This window comes from Mycobacterium sp. 1164966.3 (genome assembly GCF_001665395.1).
Classification (GTDB): Bacteria; Actinomycetota; Actinomycetes; order Mycobacteriales; family Mycobacteriaceae; genus Mycobacterium.
On the sequence record NZ_LZSG01000044.1, the window covers coordinates 282,472 to 304,059 of the forward strand.

A 21,588-nucleotide genomic window follows, 5' to 3' on the forward strand; every position below is an offset into this window, starting at 1 on the left:
GGAGAGGTTAGCGTCGCATCATGGACATGTTTCAAGGGCTGGTCGCGCGCCAGCGCGCCTTGGCCAGTGGCCCGTGGGCGGCGCCACGCTGGCCGATGTGCTCAGCACCGTCGACTACGGCGGCGCCTTGGCCGCCAGCGGCCTCACCGGCGGCGCCGCCCTGCACACAACGGTGATGCCGTTCGTCCTGCGCGGGGTGGCACTGCTCGGGATGGACTCCGTCCAGATGCCCATCGGGCGGCGCCGGCAACTCTGGGACCGGCTCGGCGACTCGTTGCGGCCGCGCCGGCTGGGCTCGATCACCTCCGACGTCGACGCCAAGGACGTGCTCGACGTGATCGATCAAGTTCGGGCGGGGACGTTCTCCGGGCGGGCGGTGGTGCGGGTCGCGGGCGGGTTCTGAAGCGGAAGTACATTGTTCGGCATGCGTGCGGCACGGGTGACTCGGCTGGATGGTCCGGAAGCGATCGAGGTCGTGGAGGTCGACGAGCCGCCCGACCCTGATCTTCAAGGCGTGGTCGTCGATGTACACGCCGCCGGCGTGGCGTTTCCCGACGCGCTGCTCACCCGCGGCCTCTATCAATACAAGCCCAACCCGCCGTTCGTGCTCGGAGCCGAGATAGCCGGAGTGATTCGATCGGCACCGGACGGCAGCCAGTGGCAACCCGGCGACCGCGTCGTCGGCTTGACGATGCTCACCGGCGGCATGGCCGAGGTCGCCGTGTTGGCACCGGACCGGACGTTCCGGCTACCGGACAACGTCAGCTTCGAGGCCGGCGCAGGCGTGCTGTTCAACGACCTGACCGTCTACTTCGCGCTGACCGTGCGGGGCCGGCTGCAGCAGGGCGAGACGGTGCTGGTGCACGGTGCAGCGGGCGGGATCGGAACGTCGGCGCTGCGGCTGGCGCCGGCACTAGAGGCATCGCGCACCATCGCTGTGGTGAGCACTGAGGAAAAGGGCCGCATCGCGACGGCGGCCGGTGCGACCGATGTGGTGCTGGCCGACGGGTTCAAGGACGCGGTCAAGGAGTTGACGGACGGACGAGGCGTCGACATCGTCGTCGACCCGGTCGGCGGCGACCGGATGACAGACTCGCTTCGCTCGCTCGCTGCGGGGGGTCGGCTGCTGGTGATCGGCTTCACCGGCGGCGATATCCCGACGGTGAAGGTAAACCGCCTGCTGCTCAACAACATTGACGTGGTCGGCGTCGGCTGGGGCGCTTGGACGGCGACGCATCCCGGCGCGCTCGCCGAGCAGTGGGCCGGACTGGAGGATTTGCTCACCTCTGGCCGGTTGTCACCTCCTGAGCCTGCGGTCTACCCGCTCGAGGAGGCCGCCGCGGCGGTCGCGTCGCTGGAGAATCGCACCGCCAAGGGCAAGGTCGTCTTGCGCGTCCGCGACTGACCACTTGCCGGTCGAAAACCGCCGAGCGCACGGCTGAACATGCCGACAACGGTGACGCACCGACGTTGGTTATCGATTCTGCACAGAACGCGATAAGTACCGCGTGGCTATCAGCTCCGACAGATGCGCTTTTGCCTCGGCGAGTGAGCTGACTTCCGGCATGGTCACGAGTTTGACCATTTACCAGCTACTCGTCCATCCGCACCTTGTGCCCGCCGCAAACAAAAAGTAACGTCACTTTCAGTTTCTTCCGTCGCCAAAGCTGTCGCCAACCGTGGAGCCCACATGGAATCGTTCGTTCACCTGCGAAAAGGAAAGACGCCGCGGCGTCTGCATGCCGACCTCGACGGCCTGAAAGACGACGAGCTGGGCCGCGGTGGTTTCACCGGGCGTACCGCCAACATCTACCGCCGCCACGACCCGACCGCGTTTCGCGCGGTGGGTCCACTGCGCCCGGTCGACGTGCTGGCCAGCGAGCTCAAGCCCAGTGACGCCATCGACCCCAACGGCGGGCCGCTGCTGATGTTCAGCAACCCCGATTGCCGGATTTTCTTGAGCCGCCGCCACGAGGCAATGCCGTTCTACACCCGCCACGTCGACGGCGATCTGCTGTGCTTCGTCCATGCCGGAGCCGGGCTACTGGAAACCGAGTTCGGCCCGCTGCGCTACCGGCAGAGCGACTGGGTTTACCTTCCGAAAGCCTGCACATGGCGCCAGGTACCGGACAGCGAGACCACGCTGCTCATGGTCGAGGCCACCGACGAGTTCCGGGTCCCGCCGCCCGGACAACTCGGACGGCACTTCCCGTTCGACCCGTCGCAGGCCACCATCCCCGAACCGGCCCCAATAGCAGATGACGGACGCGACGAATACGAGGTTCGGCTCGTGCACCGGGATGTTCAAGGCGGGCCCGCCACTACGCTTTACTACCAACACAATCCGATCGACGTGGAAGGGTGGCGCGGCGACAACTTCGCGTTCACCTTCAACATCGCCGACTACAACGTGATCACCTCCGACAGCGTCCACCTGCCGCCAACAGTGCACCTGTTCATGCAGGCCACCGGTGTCTACGTGATGAACTTTCTGCCCAAACCCGCCGAAGGCGTCGCCGGCACCGAGCGCACCCCGTGGTATCACCGCAACGTCGACTACGACGAGATCGCGTTCTTCCACGGCGGCTCGCTCTACGGTATTCCGATGCCGCCGGGGTTGATATCCCATGCGCCGCAAGGGGTTCACCACGGCGCGCCGGAGAAGGCGCGCGAACGCACCCGTCGCAAGTTCGACGAATTTTCGACGGTGGACTGGCAAGTGATCGCCGTCGACACCCGCAGGCGCCTGACACCGTCGCCCGAGGTGCTGGCACACGACCTGGGACAACACTGATGCAGCACGCCGTCAAGCACGAATACGATAGAATCCCCTATATCGTTGCCTTCCAGAACAATTCGAGTGTCCGCGACGTCTACGGTGGTCTGGCCGAGATCACCGTGCTGGAAAGTTACCTGCTCAAGCCGAAGGACCGGCCGTCGGACACCGTGCTGGTGTTCATGCACCCGATCGGCGGCGGTGCCTACCTGCCGATGATCAACGCGCTGGCCCGGGCGGGCCACCATGTCATCTACTGCAACAGCCGGTTCCGCGGCACGGATTCGGCGCTGCTGATGGAGAAGGTGGTCGAGGATCTGGGCGAGTGCATCAAGGACGCCAAGAAGCGGCTGGGCTATCAGCAGGTGGTGCTGGCGGGCTGGAGCGGGGGCGGCTCGCTTTCGGTGTTCTATCAGCAGCAGGCCCAGCACGCGACGATCACGTCCAGCCCGTCCGGCGACGGACCTGACCTCACCGCGCTGGAGCTACCGCCCGCCGACGGAATCATGTTGCTGGCGGCGCACATCAGCCGGCACGGCACGCTGACCGAATGGCTGGACGCGTCGATCTTCGACGAATCCGACCCGACCAAGCGTGATCCCGAACTTGACCTGTACAACTCGGGCAATCCCAACCAGCCGCCTTACACCCAAGAATTTTTGGACCGCTACCGCCAAGCGCAGATTGACCGCAACCGCCGGATCACGGCATGGGTCCGGCAAAAGCTGGCGGAACTAGAGGCCGCCGGGCGCCCCGATGACGAGTTCTGCTTCGTCGTGCACGGCACCATGGCCGACCCGCGCTGGCTGGATCCCACCGTCGACCCCAACGAACGCACCCCGGGCACCTGCTATCTGGGCGACCCGCAAGTGGTGAACATGAGCCCGGTCGGCCTGGCCCGGTTCTCGACGCTGCGCGGGTGGTTGTCCCAATGGAGCTACGACGAGGCCCGCGGCGACGGTGTGGCCTGCGGGCGTGACATCGCGATTCCCGCGTTGGTGATCGGCAACCTGGCCGACGACGCCTGCACACCCAGCCACACCCGGCGGCTCTTCGACGCGATCGGTCATCCCGACAAGGAGATGTACGAAATCCCGGGCGCCACACACTATTACGCGGGCCCCGACCAGCGCGACAAACTGCGCCGCGCGGTCGACATCGCCACCGACTGGCTGGTCCGTCACGACTTCGCGAGCCCCGAATGACCGCTCCCTCCGGTCCATTGGACGGCATCCGGGTACTCGAGCTGGGCACCTTGATCGCCGGTCCGTTCGCTGGGCGGCTGCTCGGCGACATGGGCGCCGACGTCATCAAGGTGGAACCACCCGGCGCCCCGGACCCGTTGCGCACCTGGGGACAAGCCGAAGTCGACGGGCACCACGTGTTCTGGACGGTGCACGCGCGCAACAAGCGAGCCATCACGCTGGACCTGCGCCGGCCACGCGGCCGGCAGGTGTTCCTCGAGCTCGTCGAGAAATCCGACATCGTGGTGGAGAACTTCCGTCCGGGCACGCTGGAGAAGTGGGACCTGGGTTACGACGTGCTGCGCGAACGCAACTCAGGCATCGTCCTGGTCCGCGTCTCCGGCTACGGCCAGACCGGACCCGAGGCGCACAAGGCAGGCTATGCGTCCGTAGCCGAGGCGGCCAGCGGCCTGCGACACCTCAACGGGTTCCCCGGCGGACCGCCGCCCCGCCTGGCTCTCTCACTGGGTGACAGCCTGGCCGGCATGTTCGGCGCCCAGGGCGCGCTGGCGGCCCTGTACCGCCGCAGCGTCACCGGTCACGGGCAGGTTGTCGACGTCGCGCTCACCGAATCATGTTTGGCAGTACAAGAATCCACGATCCCAGACTACGACGTGGGCGGTGTAGTACGCGGGCCGTCGGGCACCCGGCTGGAGGGCATCGCGCCGTCCAACATCTACCGCAGCGCCGACGGCTCCTGGGTGGTGATCGCGGCCAATCAGGACACCGTGTTCGCCCGGTTGTGCAAGGCGATGGGCCGTCCGGAACTGGCCACCGACGAGCGGTTCGCCACCCACGGCGCACGGGGCCGAAATCAGGACGAACTCGACGAGATCATCGGAACGTGGGCGGCCGAACGGCAACCCGGCGATATCATCGAAACACTCAGCGCCGCAGGCGTTATCGCGGGCCCGATCAACACCGTCGCCGAAGTGGTCAACGACCCGCAGTTGCGGGCCCGCGGCATGCTGGTCGAGCACTTCGATGAGCGAGTCCAACGGTCCGTATTGGGGCCGGGGATCGTCCCGGTGCTCTCCCAATCCCCCGGCGTCATCCGCAACGCCGGGCCCGCCCAGCCGGGACAGCACAATGACGCCGTCTACACGGGGCTGTTGGGCAAGACCGACGAGGAACTCGCCGAGTTACGCGCCGAGGAGGTGATCTGATGACACACGTCGATATCCGCGAGGTGTCGCTGCGCGACGGGCTGCAGATCGAGAAGCCAATCCCGTTGTCGGCCAAGCTGGAACTGCTGGCCGCGGTGGCCGCCACCGGAGCGCGCGAGGTAGAGGCCACGGCGTTCGTCTCCCCTTCGAAGGTGCCATCGATGGCCGACGCCGCCGAGGTGGCAGCCGAACTACGCCACTATCCGGACATCGAATTCTCCGCCCTGGTCGCAAGCCCCAACGGCGCCAAACGCGCCATCGCGGCGGGCCTGCGGTCGATCGAATATGTGGTGGCCGCCGACGATGCATTCAGCATGGCCAACGTCGGGCGCACCAGCGCGGAGGCCACCAACCAGATCGGCGATATCGTCGCCATCGCGCACGCCAGCGATGTCGCCGTCGAGGTCATCGTGGCCACTGCGTGGGACTCACCGTTCGAAGGGCCCACCCCGCCGCAGCGGGTACTCGACATTGCCGCGGCCGCCCGCGACCATGGCGCCGACCGGTTCTCCATTGCCGACACCATCGGCACGACGACCCCCAAGCGGGTCACTTCGCTTGTCTCCCAGCTGCGTCCGGTGATCGGAGAAATGCCGCTAGGAGGCCACTTCCACAACACTCGCGGGGCGGGGCTGGCCAGCGCGTACGCGGCGGTCGGTGCCGGCGTCACCCGGTTGGACGCATCCGTCGGCGGGCTCGGCGGTTGCCCTTTTGCCCCCGGCGCCACCGGCAACATCGCCACCGAAGACCTGGTGTATCTGTTGCGGGACAGCGATATCGAAGTCGACGTCGACCTACAAGCGGCGATCAATGCGGCGGAAGTCGCGCGCGCCGTGGTCGGCCACGATCTGCCGGGCGCTCTGCTGCGCGCCGGTGACCGGATCCGGGGCTGATGCATGTCCCCGCAAGCGTCGCCCGCGCTGACGGCCAAGGGTCAGCGAACACGTGAGGCGATCGAGCAGGCGGCCCGAAAACTGTTTGCCGAACGCGGCTTTCACGGAACGACATTGGCCGACATCACCTCGGCTGCGGGCAAGTCCTCGGCGGTGTTCTACCGCTACTTCGCCGATAAGGAAGACCTGCTGGCCGCCCTGGCGAAGTCGTTTCTGCACGAGGTGCTCTCGTCCGTCCGCCCGCTTGTTCAGCTGCCTCGCTCACCCGAGGACGGCGAGTTCTTCGACTCGGTGGTGACCGGCTACTGGAACATCTTCAAGCAGAACATCGGCATCATGGTGGCCATCGCCCAGCTGGGCACCACCCAACCACGGTTTGCGGCGCTGCAGAACGAATTCCGCCGCTTCGGAATGGATATCGTCACTGCATCGGTGCTGCACGCCCAGCAACAGGGCTACGGGCACGACCTGAACCCGCAACACACCGCCGCCGCAATAGCGCTGCTGTTCGAACAGTTCACCAGTGTGGTGCTGCGGCCCGACCCGGCCGGCCTGGGCCTTCGGATCAGCGACCGCGAAGCCATCGCTACGCTGGCGACAGTATGGAAAAAGACGCTGTACGGACGGTAGCGCAAGCAGAGAGGCCATAACATGGATTTCACACTCCCAGAACACCTTCCGCCGCTGCTTGCCGAGATGGATGCCTTCATCGAGCGGGAGATCGCGCCACTGCAGGCCGAGAACATGCAGTACTTCGACCATCGCCGCGAGTTCGCCCGCACCGACGTGGACAACGACGGCATACCGACGCGAGAGTGGGAGGACCTGCTCGCCGAGATGCGCAGGCGGGCAGACAGGGCGGGCTGGCTGCGCTACGGGCTGCCGGCTGCACTGGGCGGCCGTAACGGCACCAATGTGGACATGGCGGTGATTCGGGAACACCTGGCGCACAAGGGCCTTGGCCTGCACAACGACTTGCAGAACGAATCATCGATCGTCGGGAACTTTCCCCAGGTGATCATGATGGAACGGTTCGGCACAGACACCCAGCGCCGCGACTGGTCGGAGGCGCTGATAACCGGGGAGCGGTCGATGGCGTTCGGCCTGACCGAGCCGCTGCATGGTTCCGACGCGACATGGCTGGAGACGCACGCCGAACGCGACGGGAACGACTGGGTCATCAACGGTTCCAAGCGGTTCAACACCGGCGTGCACCGCGCGACGCACGACTTGATCTTCGCCCGCACCTCCGGCGAGCCGGGACAGGCACGGGGCATTACCGCGTTTCTGGTACCTACCGACACCCCCGGGTTCACCGTCCCCTATTACTGGTGGACGTTCAACATGCCCACCGATCACGGCGAGGTCGAACTGACCGACGTGCGGGTGGGCGCCGACGCCGTGCTGGGCGAGGTGGACCGCGGCCTGGAGGTTGCCCAGACCTTCCTGCACGAGAACCGAATTCGGCAGGCGGCGAGCAGTCTGGGTGCGGCGCAATTCTGCATCGACCGCGCCGCCGAATACGCCGGCAAACGCCGCGTTTTCGGCAAGCCGCTGGCGGTGAACCAGGCGGTGCAATGGCCGCTGGCCGAGCTCCAAACCGAAGCCCAAATGGTGCGGCTGCTGGTGTATTACGCGGCCTGGCACTTGGACCGGGACCACCACATGGAGGTGTCCGACAAAGTGTCGATGGCCAACTATCGCGCCAACCGGCTGGTCTGCGACGCCGCCGACCGGGCGATGCAGATCTGTGGCGGACTGGGCTACAGCCGCCATGAGCCGTTCGAGCACATCTACCGCCACCATCGCCGCTACCGAATCACCGAGGGAGCGGAGGAAATTCAGATCCGCCGAGTGGCGCAGCGGCTGTTCAAATTCGGCCGGGAATCCAAGTGACGTCAGCCGAGCAGCTGGCGACCGCACTGCCCACGGTGTTGGCGCCCGCGCTCGGCACCTTGCCGGCGATCGACAACCTGCACCAGCTCACCGGGGGCGCCAGCCGAACCACCTGGGCGTTTCACGCCGTCATCGGTGCGGAACGCCGGTCGCTGATCCTGCGTACCGGACCGCCCGACGATCTGCACGCCAGTATGGAACTGGAAGCCCGCACCCAGGCCGCCGCCGCGGCGGCCGGCACACCCGTCCCGCATATCCTGGTCGCCGACAATTCGACTGCTGCGCTTGGCAATCCGTTTCTGATCTGCGACGCGATCGCGGGCGAGACGATCGTCCGTCGCATCCATCGTCGCCTCGACGATCAGGACCGCGCGAGCCTGCTCCAGCAGTGCGCGCGGGCGCTGGCCGCCATTCATCGGGCCGACGCGCATGAGCTCGAGCTGGCCCGCGAAGACCCGCTGGTGCAATGGCGCGAGCGCCTCGACGCGATGGGCGACACCACCGCCACCTTTGAGTTGGGGTTTCGCTGGCTGACCCGCCATCAGCCGCCGCCGTCGAGCATGGTGCTGGTGCACGGCGACTTCCGGATGGGCAACCTGATCGTCGACGAATCCCGGCTGGCGGCTGTCCTCGATTGGGAGCTGGTACACCTCGGCGAGCCGTACGAAGACCTGGCCTGGTTCTGCATCCGGGCGTGGCGGTTCGGCGCTCCGCCCAGCCAGGGCGCCGGCGGCCTGGGCAGCATCGAGAGCTTTCTTCGCGGCTACGAAGAGGCCGGCGGCGCCTCGGTCGATCGCGCGGCGTTTCGCTGGTGGCTGGCCCTGGCCACGCTGCGCTGGGGCGTCATCTGCCGTTTCCAGGCGGAGCGGCATCTGAGCGGGCAGGCTCGTTCGGTGGAGTTGGCGACCATCGGCCGCCGGGTCTGTGAGACTGAGTGGGACCTACTCGACCTGCTGGACCAAGAAATCTCATGAGCCGCGACATGCAAAGTATTCACGGCCGTCCGACGGCTGCCGAGCTGGTCGCGGCGGTCGCCGAGTTCCTCGAAACCGACGTCCGCGAAGCGACCGACGGACAGGTCAACTTTCATGCCCGGGTAGCCGCGAACGCGTTGCGCATGGTCGAGCGTGAGCTGCTCGACGACGGTGGACCGGCCGCCCGCGCGGCGCTCGCGCGCCTGGGTGTCGAGGACGAAGGCCAACTTGCCGCCGCCGTCCGGGCGGGTCAGTTCGACGATCGGCTGCCGGACGTGTTGGCTTGCTTGCGGACGGTGGTGGGGCAACGATTGTCAGTCGCTCATCCTGGATACGCGCAGGGCTAGGCCACCGATACTGATCAGGCAGACAGGAGGAGGACATGCCCGGGCTCGAGACCGACACGGTCGACCAAGTAGCCGATCGGCTGTTCACCGCCATCGAGAACGGTGACCGCGCTAGCGTCGCTCAACTGTGGGACGACGACATCGCGGTGTGGCGAGTGGGCGCCCGCGGCGATGACGACAAAGGCCGTGCACTACGGGTCATCGATTGGTTCATCGGCGTCACCAGCCGGCGCAGCTACCAGATCCTCGACCGCGTGCCGTTCGGCGACGGATCCCTGCGGGGGTTCGTCCAGCAACACATCCTGCACGCCACCGGTCGTGCCGGCGAATCGATCGCCTTGCGGGTCTGCATCGTGATCAAGTTGAACGCAAACGGCCTGATCAGCCGAATCGACGAGTATTTCGACCCCGCCGGTATCGCGCCGCTGCTCGAACGTGGCGACGCCGGCGATCAAGTTTCGACGCGGACGGTGAGGTGAGCCATGACGACGCTGGAAACACTGCTGCACGATCCCGACGCGGCCGGCGTCTGGAACCTGGTTCCGGACAAGTCGACCATCGCTTTCAAGATCAAGAACATGTGGGGGCTGGTGCCGGTCAAGGGCCGGTTCACCGAGTTCACCGGAGACGGGCAACTGACCGCCAAGGGCGCGGTCTTCGGCCGGGTCGACATCCACGTCGCTTCTCTGCAGACCGGCATACGTCGCCGCGACCGGCACCTGCTCTCCGACGATTTCTTCGACGCCGAGCGCTTCCCGGAGATCAGCGTCGTCGTCACCGGTCTGCAGCCAACCACCGGTAACGCGGCCAACCTCAGGACGAGTTTCACCATCAAGGGCACCACCGCCGAGGTGCCTGTGCCGGTCACCATCACCGAGCTCGGCGACGGCTCGATCCGGGTCGCGGGAGAAACCAAGCTCGATCGATTCCAGTTCGGCGTCGACTGGGACATGCGCGGCATGATCGGCGCGGAGGCGACGGTGCGAGCAGAAGCCATTTTCGTGCGAGCGCCCCAGTAGGCCCGGGCGCCCCGGTAGGCCGGGCGTCGCCCCAGTACCATCTGCACCGTGCCCGCCTCCACCGACACATTGCGGATCCTCGTCTACAGCAACAACGTCCAAACCCGCGAACGCGTGATGCAGGCACTGGGCAAACAACTGCACCCGGAGCTACCCGAGTTGAGCTACGTCGAGGTCGCGACCGGCCCGATGGTGCTGCGCACCATGGACGAGGGCGGCATCGACTTGGTCATTCTGGACGGCGAGGCCACCCCGACCGGGGGCATGGGAATCGCCAAGCAGCTCAAAGACGAACTCGAGACATGTCCGCCGATTTTGGTGCTCACCGGCCGGCCCGACGATGCCTGGCTGGCCACCTGGTCGCGCGCCGAGGCCGCGGTGCCCCATCCCATCGATCCGATTGTGCTGGGCCGCACGGTGCTCGGCCTGTTGCGCACGCCCGCGCATTAACGCGTCACCAGCAATCTGGTCACACACCACTCGTGCACCAAAATTGGGCCGAGCAGCCTAAGTGCCCGTCACCCCGTCCGTCACATTATTCCCACCAGTCACGGGAAGGGTCGGGTGCGTCGCCTCAGACAAGTGCTAGCGCCCGGCGCTAGCACTTCCCGGAAACGACTGGCGGCGGTCCTGCCGGTGCTGAAGTGACACCTGCGACGTCGGGGTAAAGGCTCGGTGCCCCGATAGGGCCGCCGTTTACGCGCGCATCCTGACGCCAGGCGGATACGGGGGCGCCCGCAGCCAAAGCCCCACCCCGGGCACGTGCTCCGACGGTCGCGACGCTATGTTGAAGGTCACTGTGACGGCTCTAAGACCCGGTCCGTCACAGCAGCCCGGTCACCCGCCCGGCCGCTGCTAAGCGGCCCGTACGACGGATCATGGAGCGAGTTGAACGTCTACATACCCATCCTTGTACTGGGAGCGATTGCGACCGCGTTTGCCGTGGGCTCGGTGGCGATCGCCAGCCTGGTCGGCCCATCGCGGTACAACCGGTCCAAGCAGGCCGCTTACGAATGCGGGATCGAGCCCACCGACAGCCCGGTCAGCGGTCCGCAGGCGACCAGCGGCCAGCGCTTCCCGGTGAAGTACTACCTGACCGCAATGTTGTTCATCGTCTTCGACATCGAAATCGTGTTCCTTTACCCCTGGGCTGTCAGTTTCGACGCGCTGGGGATGTTCGCGTTGGTCGAGATGGTGATTTTCATGCTGACGGTTTTCGTGGCCTACGCCTACGTGTGGCGGCGCGGGGGCCTGACGTGGGATTGAGGTAAGCATGGGCCTGGAAGAACAGCTGCCTGGTGGGATTCTGCTGTCAACTGTCGAGAAGGTGGCGGGCTACGTCCGCAAGAACTCGTTGTGGCCGGCGACGTTCGGGTTGGCCTGCTGTGCGATCGAGATGATGGCCACCGCGGGGCCGCGCTTCGACCTGGCCCGATTCGGGATGGAGCGGTTCTCCGCCACGCCCCGGCAGGCCGATCTGATGATCGTCGCGGGCCGGGTCAGTCAGAAGATGGCGCCCGTGTTGCGCCAGATCTATGACCAGATGGCCGAGCCCAAGTGGGTGCTGTCGATGGGCGTGTGCGCTTCGTCGGGTGGCATGTTCAACAACTACGCGATCGTGCAGGGCGTGGACCATGTTGTCCCGGTGGACATCTACCTGCCCGGCTGCCCTCCGCGCCCGGAGATGTTGCTGTACGCAATCCTCAAGCTGCACGAGAAGATTCAGGAAATGCCGTTGGGCGTCAACCGCGAGCAGGCCATCGCCGAGGCCGAGCAGGCGGCACTGGCCGCCCGGCCCACCATCGAGATGCACGGGTTGCTGCGATGAGCTCGCCCGACCAGGATCCGCAGGAGGCGACCACCCGCGCCGGCTCGACGGCCGAAGTGGTCGACGTTCGCCGCGGCATGTTCGGCGTCCAGGGCACCGGCGACACTTCCGGTTACGGACGGCTGGTGCGCGAGGTCGCCCTGCCCGGCGGCACCCCACGGCCCTACGGCAGCTATTTCGACGACATCGCCGACCGGCTGGCCGAGGCACTCAAGGGCGACGACCTCGAATTCGACGACGCCATCGAGAAAGTCGTGGTGTATCGCGACGAACTGACCCTGCACGTCCGCCGTGAGCGGCTGGTGCAGGTGGCGCGGCGGCTGCGCGACGAACCGCAGTTGCGCTTCGAACTCTGCCTCGGCGTCAGCGGCGTGCACTACCCGCACGAAACCGATCGCGAGCTGCATGCGGTCTACCCCCTACAGTCGATCACCCACAACCGCCGGCTGCGGCTGGAAGTGGCTGCGCCGGACGGTGATCCGCACATCCCGTCGCTGTACGACGTCTACCCGACCAACGACTGGCACGAGCGCGAGACCTACGACTTCTTCGGGATCATCTTCGACGGCCATCCGTCGCTGACCCGAATCGAGATGCCGGATGACTGGCACGGACATCCACAACGCAAGGACTACCCGCTAGGCGGAATTCCAGTGGAATACAAGGGCGCACAGATCCCTCCGCCCGACGAGCGCAGGGGATATAACTGATGACCGAAACCGTCGTGGTCGCCGGCGGGCAGGACTGGAACGAGATCGTCGAAGCCGCCCGCAACGCGGATCCCGGTGAACGCATCGTCGTCAACATGGGCCCCCAGCACCCGTCCACCCACGGCGTGCTGCGCCTGATCCTGGAGATCGAGGGCGAGACGGTCACCGAGGTCCGGTGCGGAATCGGGTACCTGCACACCGGAATCGAAAAGAACCTGGAGTACCGCTACTGGACCCAGGGCGTCACTTTCGTGACCCGGATGGACTATCTGTCACCGTTTTTCAACGAGACGGCCTTCTGCCTCGGCGTGGAGAAGCTGCTCGGCATCACCGAGGAAATACCCGAGCGCGTCAACGTCATCCGAGTGATGATGATGGAGCTCAACCGCATCTCCTCGCACCTGGTGGCACTGGCCACCGGCGGCATGGAACTGGGCGCGATGACCGCGATGTTCATCGGCTTCCGCGGGCGCGAGTACATCCTCAACATCTTCGAACTGATCACCGGTTTGCGGATGAATCACGGTTACATCCGGCCCGGCGGCGTGGCCCAGGACCTGCCACCGGACGCGGTCAGCAAGATCGCGGATTCCCTCGAGCCGTTGCGGCAATCACTGCGCGACCTCGGCGAACTGCTCAACGAGAACGCCATCTGGAAGGCGCGCACCCAGGACATCGGTTACCTGGACCTCGAGGGATGCATGGCGCTGGGCATCACCGGCCCGATCCTGCGGTCGACCGGGTTGCCGCACGACCTGCGCAAGAGCGAACCCTATTGCGGCTACGAGAACTACGAATTCGACGTGATAACCGACGAGGGCTGTGATGCCTACGGGCGCTACATCATTCGCGTCAAAGAAATGTGGGAGTCGCTAAAGATCGTCGAGCAGTGCCTGGACAAGTTGCGGCCCGGCCCCACCATGATCGAGGACCGCAAGATCGCTTGGCCGGCCGACCTGAAGGTGGGTCCCGACGGCATGGGCAACTCGCCCGAGCACATCGCCAAGATCATGGGCAGCTCGATGGAGGCGCTGATTCATCACTTCAAGCTGGTGACCGAGGGCATTCGGGTACCGCCGGGCCAGGTTTACGTGGCGGTCGAATCACCGCGCGGAGAACTCGGCGTGCACATGGTCAGCGACGGCGGGACCCGCCCCTACCGGGTGCACTACCGCGATCCCTCGTTCACCAACCTGCAGGCGGTCGCCGCGATGTGTGAGGGCGGGATGGTGGCCGACTTGATCACCGCGGTCGCCAGCATCGACCCGGTGATGGGCGGGGTGGATCGATGACCGGACCGCAAGGACAGCCGGTGTTCATCCGGCTGGGCCCGCCGCCTGATGAGCCCAACCAGTTCGTGGTCGAGGGTGCCCCGCAGTCCTATCCGCCCGACGTGCGGGCACGGCTGGAGGTCGATGCCAAGGAGATCATGGGCCGCTACCCCAGCAAGCGGTCGGCGCTGCTGCCGCTGCTGCATCTGGTGCAGTCCGAGGACTCCTATCTGACGCCGGCCGGTTTGGAGTTCTGCTCCGACCTCCTTGGACTGACCGGGGCCGAGGTTTCGGCGGTGGCCAGCTTCTACTCCATGTACCGGCGCGGCCCCACCGGTAATTACCTGGTCGGCGTCTGCACCAACACGCTGTGCGCCGTGATGGGCGGCGACGCCATCTTCGAAAGCCTCAAGGACCATCTCGGCATCGGCAACGACGAGACGACCGACGACGGAACCGTCACCCTGCAGCACATCGAATGCAATGCCGCCTGCGACTACGCACCGGTGGTGATGGTGAACTGGGAATTCTTCGACAACCAGACCCCGGAGTCCGCGCGCGAACTCGTCGACTCGCTGCGTTCCGGCGACCCCAAGAATCCCACCCGCGGCGCTCCGCTGTGTGCCTTCCGGGAGACGTCACGCATCCTGGCCGGCTTACCCGACCCACGGCCCGACCAGGGCCAGGGCGGCGCGGGTACGGCCACGCTGGCCGGACTGCGGGTCGCGCAGGAAAACGGCATGGAGGCACCCGAGCCACCGACGGCGCCGGAGACCACCTCGCAGGAGCAGTCATGAGCGGCCAGGCCACCCCGCTGACCCCGGTGATCACCCGCTACTGGGACGACCCCGAGTCGTGGTCGCTGGCGACCTATCAACGCCATGACGGCTATAAGGGCATGGCGAAGGCCCTGGACATGGAACCCGACGAGGTGCTGGGCACCGTCAAGGACTCCGGGCTGCGCGGGCGCGGCGGCGCGGGATTCTCGACCGGGACGAAGTGGTCGTTCATCCCGCAGGGCGACACCGGCCCCGCCGCCAAGCCGCACTACCTGGTGGTCAACGCCGACGAGTCGGAACCCGGTACGTGCAAAGACATTCCGCTGATGCTGGCAACGCCGCATGTGCTCATCGAAGGCGTCATCATCGCCTCCTACGCGATCCGGGCCAACCACGCCTTCATCTACGTGCGCGGCGAGGTGCTGCCGGTGCTGCGCCGCCTGCAGAACGCGGTGGCCGAGGCGTATCAGGCCGGCTTCCTGGGCCGCGATATCAACGGTTCGGGCTTCGACCTGGAGCTCGTGGTGCATGCCGGTGCCGGCGCCTACATCTGCGGCGAGGAAACCGCGCTGCTCGACTCGCTGGAGGGCCGGCGCGGCCAGCCGCGGCTGCGGCCGCCCTTCCCCGCCGTGGCCGGCCTGTACGGCTGCCCGACGGTGATCAACAACGTCGAGACCATCGCCAGCGTGCCGCCGATCATCCTCTACGGCGTCGACTGGTTCCGGTCCATGGGCAGCGAGAAATCGCCTGGCTTCACGCTGTATTCGCTGTCCGGACACGTCACCCGCCCGGGCCAGTACGAGGCCCCGCTGGGCATCACCTTGCGCGAGCTGCTCGACTACGCCGGCGGCGTGCGCGCCGGGCATCGGCTCAAGTTCTGGACACCGGGAGGATCGTCGACGCCGCTGCTCACCGACGAGCACCTCGACGTCCCGCTGGACTACGAGGGGGTCGGCGCTGCCGGCTCCATGCTGGGCACCAAGGCGCTGGAGATTTTCGACGAGACCACCTGCGTGGTGCGCGCGGTGCGCCGCTGGACCGAGTTCTACGCGCACGAGTCCTGCGGTAAATGCACACCGTGCCGGGAGGGCACCTTCTGGCTGGACAAGATCTACGAGCGGCTGGAAACCGGCAAGGGCACCCACGAAGACATCGACAAGCTGTCGGACATCGCCGACGCCATCTTGGGAAAGTCGTTCTGCGCGTTGGGCGATGGTGCCGCCAGCCCGGTTATGTCATCGATCGAGTACTTCCGCGACGAGTACGTCGCGCACGTCGAAGGAGGCGGCTGCCCGTTCGACCCCCGAGACTCCATGCTGACGCCGAACGGAAAGGCTTGACCCCGAAGATGACCAGCACTTCTGGTGCGGCGAAAACCGAAACCGATGACGGCGTCAGCCAGCCGGAAATGGTGGCGCTGACCATCGACGGCGTCGAGATCAGCGTTCCCAAAGGGACTTTGGTGATCCGCGCGGCCGAGTTGATGGGCATCCAGATCCCCAGGTTCTGCGACCATCCACTGCTCGACCCGGTCGGAGCGTGCCGTCAGTGCCTGGTCGAGGTCGAGGGCCAGCGCAAACCGCTGGCGTCGTGCACTACCGTCTGCACCGACGACATGGTGGTGCGCACCCAGCTCACCTCGGAGGCCGCCGACAAGGCCCAGCACGGCGTGATGGAACTGCTGCTGATCAACCATCCGCTGGACTGCCCGATGTGCGACAAGGGCGGCGAATGCCCGTTGCAGAACCAGGCAATGTCCAACGGCCGCGCCGATTCTCGCTTCACCGACGTCAAGCGCACGTTCGCCAAACCGATCAATATTTCGTCGCAGGTGCTGCTGGACCGCGAACGCTGCATTCTCTGCGCGCGCTGCACCCGGTTCTCCGAGCAGATCGCCGGAGACCCCTTCATCGACATGCAGGAACGTGGTGCGTTGCAGCAGGTCGGCATTTACGCCAACGAGCCGTTCGACTCCTACTTCTCCGGCAACACCGTGCAAATCTGCCCGGTGGGGGCGCTGACCGGCACCGCTTACCGGTTCCGGGCCCGCCCGTTCGACCTGGTATCCAGCCCCAGCGTCTGCGAGCACTGCGCCTCCGGTTGCGCGCAGCGCACCGACCACCGTCGTGGCAAGGTGTTGCGCCGCCTCGCCGGCGACGACCCCGAAGTCAACGAGGAGTGGAACTGCGACAAGGGCCGGTGGGCTTTCACGTATGCAACCCAGCCCGACGTGATCACCACTCCCCTCATCCGGGACGCTGACGGTTCGTTGCAACCAGCGTCGTGGGCCCACGCCATGGCGATCGCGGCGCAAGGACTTGCGTCCGCGCGCGGGCGCAGCGGTGTGCTGGTCGGCGGACGCGTCACCTGGGAGGATGCCTACGCCTACGCCAAATTCGCCCGAATCGTGTTGGACACCAACGACATCGACTTCCGGGCCCGTCCGCACTCGGCCGAGGAAGCCGACTTCCTGACGGCCCGCATAGCCGGCCGGCCGGTGACCGTCAGCTACGCCGACCTGGAATCGGCCCCGGTGGTAGTGCTGGTGGGCTTTGAGCCGGAAGAGGAATCGCCGATCGTGTTCCTGCGGCTGCGCAAGGCGGTCCGCAAACACAAGTTGCCGGTGTACGCGGTCGCACCGTTTGCCGCCCGCTCGCTGACCAAGATGTCCGGGCGGCTGATCAAGACCGCTCCCGGCGGCGAGCCGTCCACGCTGGACGGACTCGCCACCGGCGAAGTAGGTGACCTGCTGGCCAAGGCCGGCGCGGTCATCATGGTCGGGGAACGGTTGGCCACGGTGCCCGGCGGACTGTCCGCCGCGGCACGCCTGGCCGACGCCACCGGGGCCCGGCTGGCGTGGGTGCCACGGCGGGCCGGTGAGCGGGGAGCGCTGGAGGCCGGCGCGCTGCCGACGCTGCTGCCCGGCGGCCGTCCACTGTCCGACGACGCTGCCCGCGCTCAGGTCAGCGCCGCGTGGCACGTCTCCGAATTGCCTTCCGCCGCTGGACGTGACGCCGACGGCATCCTGGCCGCAGCCACTGACGGCAGCCTGGGCGCGCTGCTGGTCGGCGGCGTGGAACCGGCCGACTTCGCCGACCCGGACGCGGTGCTGGCCGCACTGGACGCCGCAGGCTTCGTGGTCAGCCTGGAGCTGCGGCACAGTGCCGTCACCGAGCGCGCCGACGTGGTATTCCCGGTTGCGCCGACAACGCAGAAGGCCGGCACCTTCCTCAACTGGGAGGGTCGCTACCGCGGCTTCACCCCCGCCCTGCGTGGCACCACCCAGCAAGCCGCCCAGTCGGACCACCGCGTGCTCGACGCGCTGGCCGACGAAATGGGCGTCTACTTGGGCTTCTCCACCTACGAGACGGCCCACCAGGAGCTGTCCGCACTGGGCCCCTGGGACGGCGAACACGCCGCGAGCCCGCAAGTCGCCGCCCCCGAACCGGCCCAACCCGAGTCCGGCGAGGCAGTGTTGACCGGCTGGCGGCAGCTACTCGACGACGGCCGGCTGCAGGACGGCGAGCCGCATTTGGCCGGTACCGCGCGGGCGCCGATCGTGCGGTTGTCGGCCGACACCGCGGCCGAGATCGGTGCCACCGACGGAGACGAGGTCACGGTCAGCACGGCACGCGGCTCGATCACCTTGCCGCTGGCCATCACCGACATGCCGGACCGAGTGGTGTGGCTGCCGCTGAACTCACCGGGCTCGGCGGTACACCGGCAACTGGGCGCGGCACTGGGCAGCGTCGTGCAGATCGGGGTGGGCTCATGAACCTCAAGGCTTTTGGACACGACACCTGGTGGCTGGTGCTGGGCAAGTCGCTGGCCATCTTCGTCTTCCTGATGCTGACGGTGCTGGTGGCGATCCTGGCCGAACGCAAGCTGCTGGGCCGGATGCAGCTGCGGCCAGGCCCCAACCGGGTAGGTCCGAAAGGTGCCCTGCAAAGCCTGGCCGACGGCATCAAGCTGGCGCTGAAGGAGAGCATCACTCCCTTTGGCATCGATAAATTCGTTTACTTTGCGGCACCGGTCATTTCGGTGATTCCCGCGTTCACCGCCTTCGCGTTCATCCCGTTCGGTCCCGAGGTGTCCGTGTTCGGCCACCGCACGCCGCTTCAGCTGACGGACCTGCCGGTCGCGGTGCTGTTCATCCTGGGCCTGTCGGCGATCGGGGTATACGGCATCGTGCTGGGCGGGTGGGCGTCGGGCTCCACCTACCCGCTGTTGGGCGGCGTGCGCTCCACCGCGCAGGTCATCTCCTACGAAGTCGCGATGGGGTTGTCGTTCGCGACGGTGTTCCTGTTCGCCGGCACCATGTCGACGTCGAAGCTGGTGTCCGCGCAGAACGGCGTCTGGTACGTCTTCCTGTTGCTGCCGTCGTTCGTGGTCTATCTGGTCTCCATGGTCGGCGAAACCAACCGGGCGCCATTCGATTTGCCGGAAGCCGAGGGTGAGCTGGTCGCGGGTTTCCACACCGAGTACTCGTCGCTGAAGTTCGCGATGTTCATGCTGGCCGAATACGTCAACATGACAACGGTTTCGGCGTTGGCCGCAACCATGTTCCTCGGCGGCTGGCACGCGCCCTGGCCGCTGAACATGTGGGCAGGAGCCAACACCGGCTGGTGGCCGCTGCTGTGGTTCGTCGCCAAGGTATGGACCTTCATGTTCATGTACTTCTGGCTGCGGGCAACCTTGCCCCGGCTGCGTTACGACCAGTTCATGGCGCTGGGCTGGAAACTGCTGATCCCGGTCTCGCTGGTCTGGGTGATGATCGCAGCGGTCATCCGCACGATGCGCAATCAGGGCTACCAGCATTGGACCCTGCTGCTGGTGATCAGCAGCATCGTCGTTGCCACTGCGCTGGTGTTCTCGCTGCGCAGGCCGTTCAGCGCACCCAGTCCGCGCGCCCGGGCGCGGGCACAGGCCAAGCAGCGCCGAGACAGTGCCGAAAGCCTCAGCGCCGCACCGGCATTCCCGACACCGCCGCTGCCGGCGCAACAAGTGAGCAAGGAGACAGTAGGTGCCTAAGTTCCTGGACGCCGTAGCAGGCTTCGGCGTGACGTTCGGATCGATGTTCAAAAAGACCATTACCGAGGAGTATCCCGAGAAGCCGGGTCCGGTCGCGCCGCGCTACCACGGCCGTCACCAGCTCAATCGGTACCCCGACGGCCTGGAAAAATGCATCGGCTGCGAATTGTGCGCCTGGGCGTGCCCGGCCGACGCCATCTACGTCGAAGGCGCGGACAACACCGAGGAGCAACGGTTTTCGCCGGGCGAACGCTACGGGCGGGTGTACCAGATCAACTATCTGCGTTGCATCGGCTGCGGCCTGTGCATCGAGGCCTGCCCGACCCGGGCGCTGACCATGACCAACAACTACGAGATGGCCGACGACAACCGCGCGGACCTGATCTACGAAAAGGACCGGCTGCTGGCCCCGCTGGAGCCGGAGATGACCGCGCCGCCGCATCCCAGAGCTCCGGGCGCCACCGATAAGGACTACTACCTGGGCAACGTGACCGCACAGGGCTTGCGCGAGACGCAAAGCGCCCAAGCCGGAGAAACCCCGTGATCGCGACACTTGCCACAGACGTCATCGTCCGCACCTCCACCGGTGAAGCCGTGGCGTTCTGGGTGCTGGGCGCGGTGGCGCTGATCGGGGCGATCGGCGTGGTGCTTTCGGTCAACGCCGTCTACTCGGCGATGTTCCTGGCTATGACGATGATCGTGTTGGCTGTGTTCTACATGGTCCAGGACGCGTTGTTCCTGGGCGTCGTTCAGGTCGTGGTCTACACCGGCGCGGTCATGATGCTGTTTCTGTTCGTGCTGATGCTCATCGGCGTGGATTCGGCGGAGTCATTGAAGGAAACGCTGCGCGGACAGCGTGTCGCCGGGGTGCTGACCGGGGTCGGGTTCGGCGTCCTGCTCATCGCCACCATCGGCAACGTGGGAGCCGGTGGATTCGTCGGACTGACCACCGCGAACGCCAACGGCAATGTCGAAGGGCTGGCGGCGCTGATCTTTTCGCGTTACCTGTGGGCGTTCGAGTTGACCAGCGCGCTGCTGATCGCCGCCGCGGTGGGCGCGATGGTGCTGGCCCACCGGGAACGTTTCGAGCGCCGCAAAACCCAGCGCGAACTCTCGCAGGAGCGGTTCCGCTCCGGCGGGCGGCCGACTCCGCTGCCCAATCCCGGTGTCTACGCGCGCCAGAACGCGGTCGACGTGGCCGCGCTGCTCCCCGACGGCTCCTACTCGGGATTGTCCGTCTCGAAGATTCTGCGCGTCCGCGGCGCCGACGGCGTGGAAGTGGAGGCCACTCCGCAGGCTGAATCGGACACCGGGGCCGAACCGGATCGCCAACCCGTGCAGGGCGGTGCCTCGTGAATCCGGCTAATTACCTTTATCTTTCGGCGCTGTTGTTCACCATCGGGGCCGCCGGCGTGCTGTTGCGCCGCAACGCCATCGTGATGTTCATGTGCGTGGAGCTGATGCTCAACGCCGTCAACCTGGCGTTCGTCACCTTCGCCCGGATGCACGGGCACCTGGACGGCCAGATGATCGCGTTCTTCACGATGGTGGTCGCCGCCTGCGAGGTCGTCGTCGGCCTGGCCATCATCATGACGATTTTCCGTGCCCGTAAATCGGCGTCCGTCGACGACGCGAACCTACTCAAAGGCTAAGA

At 66.4% G+C, this 21,588-nt stretch carries 23 protein-coding genes and 1 pseudogene; all 24 read left to right on the plus strand.

Annotated features, from left to right (window positions below; translation table 11 throughout):
• Positions 1 to 73 precede the first annotated feature (73 nt).
• Positions 74 to 403, plus strand: a pseudogene (locus tag A9W99_RS17065) (oxidoreductase); the annotation flags it as partial.
• 21 nt (positions 404 to 424) lie between these two features.
• Positions 425 to 1,405, plus strand: a complete 981-nt coding sequence (locus tag A9W99_RS17070) for an NADPH:quinone oxidoreductase family protein (protein WP_067380381.1) — start codon at positions 425 to 427, stop codon at positions 1,403 to 1,405.
• A gap of 285 nt (positions 1,406 to 1,690) precedes the next feature.
• Positions 1,691 to 2,794: a homogentisate 1,2-dioxygenase gene (locus A9W99_RS17075; RefSeq protein WP_067380383.1), complete on the plus strand. Its 1,104-nt coding sequence runs from the start codon at positions 1,691 to 1,693 to the stop codon at positions 2,792 to 2,794.
• Complete coding sequence (locus A9W99_RS17080) at positions 2,794 to 3,981, plus strand: alpha/beta fold hydrolase (RefSeq protein ID WP_067380386.1); 1,188 nt, start codon at positions 2,794 to 2,796, stop codon at positions 3,979 to 3,981. The genes A9W99_RS17075 and A9W99_RS17080 overlap by 1 nt, the downstream gene beginning before the upstream one ends.
• Positions 3,978 to 5,186 (plus strand): CaiB/BaiF CoA-transferase family protein, encoded by a 1,209-nt coding sequence (locus tag A9W99_RS17085; RefSeq protein WP_067380389.1) that lies wholly within the window; start codon positions 3,978 to 3,980, stop codon positions 5,184 to 5,186. Before A9W99_RS17080 ends, A9W99_RS17085 begins: the two co-directional genes overlap by 4 nt.
• Positions 5,183 to 6,079 (plus strand): hydroxymethylglutaryl-CoA lyase, encoded by an 897-nt coding sequence (locus tag A9W99_RS17090; RefSeq protein ID WP_371514969.1) that lies wholly within the window; start codon positions 5,183 to 5,185, stop codon positions 6,077 to 6,079. The genes A9W99_RS17085 and A9W99_RS17090 overlap by 4 nt, the downstream gene beginning before the upstream one ends.
• Before the next feature lie 3 nt (positions 6,080 to 6,082).
• The gene (locus A9W99_RS17095; RefSeq protein ID WP_067380396.1) at positions 6,083 to 6,709 is read left to right on the plus strand and encodes a TetR/AcrR family transcriptional regulator; all 627 of its coding nucleotides are present in this window, start codon (positions 6,083 to 6,085) and stop codon (positions 6,707 to 6,709) included.
• Between the two features lie 21 nt (positions 6,710 to 6,730).
• Positions 6,731 to 7,975 carry an acyl-CoA dehydrogenase family protein gene (locus tag A9W99_RS17100; RefSeq protein ID WP_067380399.1) on the plus strand — a complete coding sequence of 415 codons (1,245 nt, stop codon included), beginning with the start codon at positions 6,731 to 6,733 and terminating at the stop codon, positions 7,973 to 7,975.
• Positions 7,972 to 8,949 (plus strand): phosphotransferase family protein, encoded by a 978-nt coding sequence (locus A9W99_RS17105; RefSeq protein ID WP_156623146.1) that lies wholly within the window; start codon positions 7,972 to 7,974, stop codon positions 8,947 to 8,949. The genes A9W99_RS17100 and A9W99_RS17105 overlap by 4 nt, the downstream gene beginning before the upstream one ends.
• An 8-nt stretch (positions 8,950 to 8,957) precedes the next feature.
• On the plus strand, positions 8,958 to 9,296 hold the full coding sequence (locus tag A9W99_RS17110; protein ID WP_067380897.1) for a DUF6285 domain-containing protein: 339 nt from the start codon (positions 8,958 to 8,960) through the stop codon (positions 9,294 to 9,296).
• A gap of 35 nt (positions 9,297 to 9,331) precedes the next feature.
• A complete protein-coding gene (locus A9W99_RS17115; RefSeq protein WP_067380402.1) occupies positions 9,332 to 9,775 on the plus strand; it encodes a nuclear transport factor 2 family protein in 444 nt (147 codons plus the stop codon).
• A 3-nt stretch (positions 9,776 to 9,778) separates the two neighbouring features.
• The gene (locus A9W99_RS17120) at positions 9,779 to 10,315 is read left to right on the plus strand and encodes a YceI family protein (protein ID WP_067380405.1); all 537 of its coding nucleotides are present in this window, start codon (positions 9,779 to 9,781) and stop codon (positions 10,313 to 10,315) included.
• Between the two features lie 48 nt (positions 10,316 to 10,363).
• The gene (locus A9W99_RS17125; protein WP_067380408.1) at positions 10,364 to 10,765 is read left to right on the plus strand and encodes a response regulator transcription factor; all 402 of its coding nucleotides are present in this window, start codon (positions 10,364 to 10,366) and stop codon (positions 10,763 to 10,765) included.
• 438 nt (positions 10,766 to 11,203) lie between these two features.
• Positions 11,204 to 11,581 carry an NADH-quinone oxidoreductase subunit A gene (locus A9W99_RS17130; protein ID WP_067240428.1) on the plus strand — a complete coding sequence of 126 codons (378 nt, stop codon included), beginning with the start codon at positions 11,204 to 11,206 and terminating at the stop codon, positions 11,579 to 11,581.
• A gap of 7 nt (positions 11,582 to 11,588) precedes the next feature.
• The gene (locus A9W99_RS17135) at positions 11,589 to 12,143 is read left to right on the plus strand and encodes an NADH-quinone oxidoreductase subunit B family protein (protein WP_067240430.1); all 555 of its coding nucleotides are present in this window, start codon (positions 11,589 to 11,591) and stop codon (positions 12,141 to 12,143) included.
• Entirely contained in the window at positions 12,140 to 12,853 is a 714-nt protein-coding gene (locus A9W99_RS17140) for an NADH-quinone oxidoreductase subunit C (RefSeq protein WP_067380412.1), read from the plus strand. Before A9W99_RS17135 ends, A9W99_RS17140 begins: the two co-directional genes overlap by 4 nt.
• A complete protein-coding gene (gene nuoD / locus A9W99_RS17145) occupies positions 12,853 to 14,145 on the plus strand; it encodes an NADH dehydrogenase (quinone) subunit D (protein ID WP_067380415.1) in 1,293 nt (430 codons plus the stop codon). The genes A9W99_RS17140 and nuoD overlap by 1 nt, the downstream gene beginning before the upstream one ends.
• Positions 14,142 to 14,921, plus strand: coding sequence for an NADH-quinone oxidoreductase subunit NuoE (gene nuoE, locus A9W99_RS17150; protein WP_067380419.1), 780 nt, complete (start codon positions 14,142 to 14,144; stop codon positions 14,919 to 14,921). Before nuoD ends, nuoE begins: the two co-directional genes overlap by 4 nt.
• Complete coding sequence (gene nuoF / locus A9W99_RS17155; protein WP_067380422.1) at positions 14,918 to 16,243, plus strand: NADH-quinone oxidoreductase subunit NuoF; 1,326 nt, start codon at positions 14,918 to 14,920, stop codon at positions 16,241 to 16,243. Before nuoE ends, nuoF begins: the two co-directional genes overlap by 4 nt.
• A gap of 8 nt (positions 16,244 to 16,251) precedes the next feature.
• A complete protein-coding gene (locus A9W99_RS17160; protein ID WP_067380424.1) occupies positions 16,252 to 18,678 on the plus strand; it encodes an NADH-quinone oxidoreductase subunit G in 2,427 nt (808 codons plus the stop codon).
• A complete protein-coding gene (nuoH, locus tag A9W99_RS17165; RefSeq protein ID WP_067380427.1) occupies positions 18,675 to 19,934 on the plus strand; it encodes an NADH-quinone oxidoreductase subunit NuoH in 1,260 nt (419 codons plus the stop codon). Before A9W99_RS17160 ends, nuoH begins: the two co-directional genes overlap by 4 nt.
• A complete protein-coding gene (gene nuoI / locus A9W99_RS17170; RefSeq protein WP_067380430.1) occupies positions 19,927 to 20,478 on the plus strand; it encodes an NADH-quinone oxidoreductase subunit NuoI in 552 nt (183 codons plus the stop codon). The genes nuoH and nuoI overlap by 8 nt, the downstream gene beginning before the upstream one ends.
• Positions 20,475 to 21,290, plus strand: coding sequence for an NADH-quinone oxidoreductase subunit J (locus tag A9W99_RS17175; protein ID WP_067380433.1), 816 nt, complete (start codon positions 20,475 to 20,477; stop codon positions 21,288 to 21,290). Before nuoI ends, A9W99_RS17175 begins: the two co-directional genes overlap by 4 nt.
• Complete coding sequence (nuoK, locus tag A9W99_RS17180) at positions 21,287 to 21,586, plus strand: NADH-quinone oxidoreductase subunit NuoK (protein ID WP_047313174.1); 300 nt, start codon at positions 21,287 to 21,289, stop codon at positions 21,584 to 21,586. Before A9W99_RS17175 ends, nuoK begins: the two co-directional genes overlap by 4 nt.
• Positions 21,587 to 21,588: the final 2 nt, after the last annotated feature.